General features: G+C 69.5%; 6 protein-coding genes. 1 reads left to right on the plus strand and 5 read right to left on the minus strand.

Translation table 11 applies throughout. The annotated features are described in order from the left end of the window. Positions 1 to 308: 308 nt before the first annotated feature. The 4 genes from A5691_RS26270 to A5691_RS26285 form a co-directional block, all read right to left on the minus strand. Entirely contained in the window at positions 309 to 1226 is a 918-nt protein-coding gene (locus A5691_RS26270) for a 5-oxoprolinase/urea amidolyase family protein (RefSeq protein WP_068017447.1), read from the minus strand. 15 nt (positions 1227 to 1241) lie between these two features. Next, entirely contained in the window at positions 1242 to 1916 is a 675-nt protein-coding gene (locus tag A5691_RS26275) for an allophanate hydrolase subunit 1 (protein ID WP_067779170.1), read from the minus strand. A gap of 112 nt (positions 1917 to 2028) precedes the next feature. Next, positions 2029 to 3027 (minus strand): ABC transporter substrate-binding protein, encoded by a 999-nt coding sequence (locus A5691_RS26280; RefSeq protein WP_067779173.1) that lies wholly within the window; start codon positions 3025 to 3027, stop codon positions 2029 to 2031. Between the two features lie 56 nt (positions 3028 to 3083). Beyond that, positions 3084 to 3668 carry a TetR family transcriptional regulator gene (locus A5691_RS26285; RefSeq protein ID WP_067749776.1) on the minus strand — a complete coding sequence of 195 codons (585 nt, stop codon included), beginning with the start codon at positions 3666 to 3668 and terminating at the stop codon, positions 3084 to 3086. Positions 3669 to 3797: 129 nt separating this feature from the next. Between A5691_RS26285 and A5691_RS26290 the strand changes: the two genes are divergently transcribed. Next, complete coding sequence (locus tag A5691_RS26290; protein WP_067779176.1) at positions 3798 to 5204, plus strand: MFS transporter; 1407 nt, start codon at positions 3798 to 3800, stop codon at positions 5202 to 5204. Positions 5205 to 5211: 7 nt separating this feature from the next. On the opposite strand, the gene A5691_RS26295 is transcribed toward A5691_RS26290, so the two are convergent. Continuing rightward, on the minus strand, positions 5212 to 6000 hold a 789-nt coding region (locus A5691_RS26295), incomplete at its 5' end, for a DNA primase small subunit domain-containing protein (protein WP_369807391.1).

A 6000-nucleotide genomic window follows, 5' to 3' on the forward strand; every position in this document is an offset into this window, starting at 1 on the left:
GTGCATAACTTTCCCTCCCGTCGGGCCCACTCACCGGCGCATTCGGCTTTATCCGCGCCAGGTGTCGTCGCTCACCGGCGCAGCGGGGGGAAATCTGGGCGCAGAGAATGAAGAGGCATGCCCCGCCGTGCATTTCGATGTTCACATTCGGGGCGGGAATGGGTCAACTCAAACGACCCGGAATCGCCTGTTAGTTGATTACCAGTTATCTGGTAAGTACCTGTAGGGCGTCAGGCCGCGAAATCACCGCCGATTAGCGGTGATTCGAGCCCGGCACGCGGCTCTGTGTGAGCTGGAATACATCACGGTCAGGAAAACGGCCAGCCGGCGCCGGCGGCCGGCGCCTGGGCGGCCACCAGCACCCTCGGGCGCGACCAGTGCAGGCGAACCGACTGCCCGGGACGCACCTGGGCGATCTTGTCGATGTCCTCGTCGATCACCACGCCGACCACCGGGTAACCTCCGGTCACCGGGTGGTCGGGGCCAAGAATCACGGGTAATCCGTTGGGCGGCACCTGAATTGCGCCACGCGTGGTGCCCTCGCTGGGCAGCTGCCGGTCCGGGTAACGGTACTGCAGGGGACGGCCGACCAATCGCATGCCCACGCGGTCGCTGCGGTCGGAGGCGACCCAATTGTTGTGCACCAGAGCATCGGGGTCGGCGAACCAATCGTCGCGCGGCCCGGGCACCACGCCCAGCTCGACCGCGTCGCCGGGGATCGCGGCCACCGGGGCCTGCTCGAGTTCGGGGTAGTCGCGGGTGTGCTCGCCGACGGGAAGCCGGTCTCCAGCCCGCAGTGGGGCGGGGCCGATAGCCGACATCACGTCATAGCTGCGCGATCCCAACACCGGCTGCACGGCGATGCCGCCCCGCACCGCGAGGTAGGTCCGCAGCCCGGCGCGCGGCGTGCCGAGCGCGATCACCTGGCCGTCGCGGACGTGCTGAATGCTGTTGGTGCCGAACTTGATTCCATCGACGGTCGGGTCGGTGTCGGCGCCCGTCACCGCGATGTCGATGTCGCCGCCGCGCACCCGGGCCGCGAAACCGCCGAACGTCACCTCGATGGTGGCGCGATCACCGGGGTTGGCCACCAGCCGGTTAGCCAGCTGGTGCGCGCGCCGGTCGGCGGCGCCCGACCGGCTCACTCCCAGGTGGGCCAGCCCGGGCCGGCCCAGATCCTGGACGACGGCGAGTGGTCCGGTGCGAAGGATCTCCAGGGATGGCACCACGATCTCCTTAACTCAGACGGCCCGGAACTGAACCCACATGCCCTGCGTCAGCAGCGCCGGCTCGGGCCGTTCGAGATCCCACAGGACCGCGTCGGTGCGGCCGATGAGCTGCCAGCCGCCCGGCGACTGGCGCGGGTAGACGGCGCTGAACTCCCCGGCCAGGCCGACCGCGCCGGCCGGAACCGACGTGCGGGGCTCCGAGCGACGCGGCACCCGCAGGCGCGCGTCGCCGTCGACCAGATATGCGAAACCCGGTGCGAACCCGCTGAATCCGACGCGCCACAGTCCGCCCGTGTGGGCCTCGATCACCTGCGCGACGGTCAGCCCGGTGTGACCCGCGACCTCTGCGAGGTCGGGTCCGTCGTACGCGACGTCGATGACCACGTCGGCACGCCGATCCGGCTCGGCGGACTCCTCGGCGGTGACTCGCATCTTGCGCAGCCGCTGACGGATCACGCCCTGGAAGCGGGGGCCGTCAAGCCGGACCAGGACCGTCCGGGCGGCGGGGACGACGTCGACGACACCCGGCAACGCCGCGGCGCGCAACTGCGCCGCCCACGCCAATACCTCGGCGGTGCTGCCACATTGCAGCATCAGCGCACTGTCGCCGAAGTCCAGCACCGTGTTGCCGACCCACTCGGTCGGCAGGTCCTTGGACACGTTGCCCGCCAGGTCCGTCACGCTCATTACTCGACGGTAACCCCGCCGGCTCGGAGCGGGCGAGGGGCGAGCGACGGATTTTCGAACACTGCCAGAGCTGCCTTAGCAAACGCTCAAACGCCGCAGGCGCGGCCGGCGTCTAACCGAGGATTCTGCCGATCAGCGGGGGCAGCTGATCGGCCACCAGCGGGTAGCTCAGCGGCGAGGAGAACGCGATCGCGCCGGCCTGATCCTTGGTGGTGAAAATGTGCCGGCTCTGCGCGGTCGCCTGGGACGCGGCCACGTCGGGGTCGGCGAGCAACGCCTTCTGATCGTCGGGGCTCTCGGTGGTCCAGATGATCACGTCGGCGGAGTCGAGCACCGCCCTGACGTGGTCGCGCGGGATGACCGCGCGGTGGTCCGTGCCGAAAGGCCTGATGCTGTCGGCGATCACGAGCCCCATCTGGTTCAGGAAGTCCGTGCGCCAGCCGGCCATGGTCGCGACGACGGTGCCCTGCCAGAGTGTGCCCTGCATCAGCAACGCCTTCTTCCCCGTCCAAGCCGGGTGGTCCTTGCCGACGGCGGTGAACTTCTGGTCGACGGCGTCGATCAGCGACTTCATCTGGTCGGCCTGAAACACCGCCCGGCCGATCGCGGTGGCCTGCTCCTTCCACGGCTCGAAGAAGGCGTCGCCGTCCGACTGCGGAACGGTCGGGGCGATCGCGGACAGCTTCTGATAGGTGTCGGCGTCCACCCCGGCGTTGGTGGCCACGATCAGGTCCGGTTTGAGGCCGGCGATCTGGTCGACCGGAATCCCGTTGTCGAGGTTCAGCACCACCGGCTGCGCCCCACCGAGCTTCGGCTGGGCCCACGGCCACACCGCGAACGGCTGATCACCGAACCAGTTGGTGACGGCGATGGGCACCACGCCGACCGCGAGCAGGTCGTCCTGCTCGGTGTAGCCGGCGCTGACCACCCGCTTGGGCGGTTCCTTGATCACGGTCTGACCGAAGAGATGGTCGATGGTCACCGATTTGCCGCCGGAGCCATCCGACGACGGCTTGCGTGACGAGCACGCGGCGGGAGCCCCGGCGACCGCGGCGACCGTCGCAGCCCCTGCGAGCTGCAAGAATCCCCGGCGATTCCAACCCTGTCGCATCGCGTGAGATTAGCGCGTCCGGTGCCCGCGACGCCCGTCGCCGCGCGGTTGCCCGCTCAGCCCAGCGGCATGCCGGCGTCCAGGAAGTCCAGCGCTCGATAGATGGTGTCGGCCGTCTTCGGCGCGCTGTCGTACGCCGCCATCATGGCGCCGACCATCGCACCCACGAACACCCGCACTTCGAAATCGCTTGCAGCACGGCCGATCCGGCGCCCGATCGCCTCCGCCATGACGTTCACGGTGCGGTGGTACTCGTCGTAGAGGGCGGCCTTGAGCTCGGGTATGGAGAAGATCAGCCGTTGCCGGGTGTTCTCGAACTCCAGCTGCTCGGCAGACAGGCCGGCCATCGTGGTCGCGTAGGCCCGCCGAATGGCCTGGCTGGGCGACAGTTCGGGCGGCTGGGCGTCGAACGCGGCCAGTATCAGCGGATCGAGGTCGTCGGCCAGCAGCAGCGACTCCTTGGATCCGAAGTACCGGAAGAATGTGCTGGGCGACACCTCGGCGGCCTCGGCGATCTGCTCGACGGTGGTGGCGGCGTAGCCGTTCGCGTCGAAGAGGCGGAACGCCTCGCGCCGCAGGGCATGGCGGGTCTTGATCTTCTTGCGTTCCCGCAGCCCCAGGGGCTGGTCAGTCGCCGGCATGTGGCAATTCTCCCGCATCGGGCGGCCAAAAAGATCTGACAAGCGGCGACCGGCCGTTGCGAGATCCACGTATCTCCGACGTAACTGCGCCCAAGCAGGCCGGTAACAGACCTTCCATAGCGTCGGGGCGTGACTACGACGACCTCCGCGGAGCCGACGACTACCGTCCTTGCGCCCGCGCCCACGCGCCCGCCGCACCGGGGCGGGCACTGGATCGACGACTGGCGGCCCGAGGACCCCGAGTTCTGGGAGACGACGGGCAGGCCGATCGCCCGGCGCAACCTGATCTTCTCGATCTTCGCCGAGCACGTCGGGTTCAGCGTCTGGATGTTGTGGAGCATCGTGGTGGTCCAGATGACCGCGGGGCCGCACGGCCACCCGTCCGCGTCCGGCTGGGCGCTGACCGCGAGCCAGGCCCTGTGCCTGGTCGCCGTGCCCAGCGGGGTCGGCGCGTTCCTGCGCCTGCCCTACACCTTTGCGGTGCCGATCTTCGGCGGCCGCAACTGGACCACCATCTCGGCGGCGTTGCTGCTGATCCCGTGCGGGCTGCTGGCCTGGGCGGTCGGGCATCCCGGGCTCTCGTTCGGCGTTCTGGTCGCGATCGCCGCGACCGCCGGCTTCGGCGGCGGCAACTTCGCCTCGTCGATGGCCAACATCTCCTTCTTCTATCCGGAGAAGGACAAGGGGTGGGCGCTGGGCCTGAACGCCGCCGGCGGCAACATCGGCGTCGCGGTGGTGCAGAAGATCATCCCGCCCATCGTCGTCGCCGGGGGCGGGGTGGCGCTGTCACGCGCCGGGCTGTTCTACGTGCCGCTGGCCGTGGTGGCCGCCGTATGCGCATTCCTGTTCATGAACAACCTGTCGGAGGCGAAGGCGGACGTGAAGCCGGTGTGGCAGTCGCTGCGGCACCCCGACACCTGGGTCATGTCGCTGCTCTACATCGGCACGTTCGGATCGTTCATCGGCTACTCGGCGGCCTTTCCGACCCTGCTCAAGACGGTGTTCGGCCGGGGTGATATCGCCTTGACCTGGGCGTTCCTCGGTGCCGGTATCGGCTCGGTCATCCGGCCCCTGGGCGGCAAGCTGGCCGACCGGGTGGGCGGGGCGCGCATCACCGCCGCCAGCTTCGTCATGCTCGCGGCGGGGGCCTCGGCCGCGCTGTGGTCGGTGAACGCCAAGAACCTGCCGATGTTCTTCGCCAGCTTCATGTTCCTGTTCGTCGCGACCGGCGTCGGCAACGGTTCGACGTACCGGATGATCTCGCGGATCTTCGTCATCAAGGGTCAGCTCGCGGGCGGCGACCCGGAAACGATGGTGCACATGCGCCGCCAGGCGGCGGGCGCGCTCGGCGTCATCTCGGCCGTCGGCGCCTTCGGCGGGTTCGTCGTGCCGCTGGCCTACGCCTGGTCGAGGTCGCAGTTCGGCAGCATCGAGCCGGCGCTGCGGTTTTACGTGGGGTTCTTCCTGGCCCTGCTGGTGGTCACCTGGTACTGCTACCTGCGCAAAGGCAACGCCGTGGCGCGGGTCGGGGTGTAGCGGAGCCTCACGGCCTCTGCTTGCCCCCGTAACCTTCCCAGGGGCTGTAGTCGGCGATCAGCTCCTCCTGCGGCGGTCGCTGGCCGGCGGGGACGTGCTGCAGGTTGATCCGGATGCGGTACCAGATCGAACTCGGCCCGCGCATGCCGTCGACCAGGACGTCTGCCGGCTGCAGCAGGCGCGCCGCGGCGGGGTGGCGGCCGCGCCAGGTGTCCAGCGCGGCGAGCGCCTCGTCCTTGGTCTTGGTGCGGGCGATCTCGACGAGCGGCTTGGACGAGACCCGCCCGCTTTCGGTGCGCGTCCCCGAACCTTTGGGCGCCCGCTCGGGCGGCCCCATCTCCTCGGCCAGCATCAGCAGCCGATCCAGGTCGCCGACCGCGTCGTCCATCCCCTCCCACGGATCACCCATGTCGGCGAACCGGCGGGGCACGGTCTCGATGGTGAACGCCTCTGGCCTGCAGCCGGCGACTTCCTCCCACAGCAGCGGCGTCGACACCCGTGCGTCCGGGGTCGCGCGGACCGAGTACGCCGACGCGACCGTGCGGTCCTTGGCGTTCTGGTTGAAATCGACGAACACCCCCTCGCGCTCCTCCTTCCACCAGCGGCTGGTCGCCGCGTCGGGCACCCGCCGCTCGACCTCGCGGGCCACGGTCTGGGCGGCCAGCCGCACCTGCCGGAACTCCCAGCGCGGGGCTATCCGGGCGTAGATGTGAAAGCCTCGCGACCCCGACGTCTTCGGCCAGGCGACCAGGCCGTAATCCTCCAGCACCCCGCGGGCCACCAGGGCCACCTCGAC

This window comes from Mycobacterium sp. E183 (genome assembly GCF_001667735.1).
In the GTDB taxonomy this organism is placed as follows: domain Bacteria; phylum Actinomycetota; class Actinomycetes; order Mycobacteriales; family Mycobacteriaceae; genus Mycobacterium.

Bases quoted from the DNA above. Each gene is read 5' to 3' on its own strand.
- A5691_RS26275 (WP_067779170.1), bottom strand. From the start codon at position 1,916: ATGAGCGTGACGGACCTGGCGGGCAACGTGTCCAAGGACCTGCCGACC.
- A5691_RS26280 (WP_067779173.1), bottom strand. From the start codon at position 3,027: ATGCGACAGGGTTGGAATCGCCGGGGATTCTTGCAGCTCGCAGGGGCT.
- A5691_RS26285 (WP_067749776.1), bottom strand. From the start codon at position 3,668: ATGCCGGCGACTGACCAGCCCCTGGGGCTGCGGGAACGCAAGAAGATC.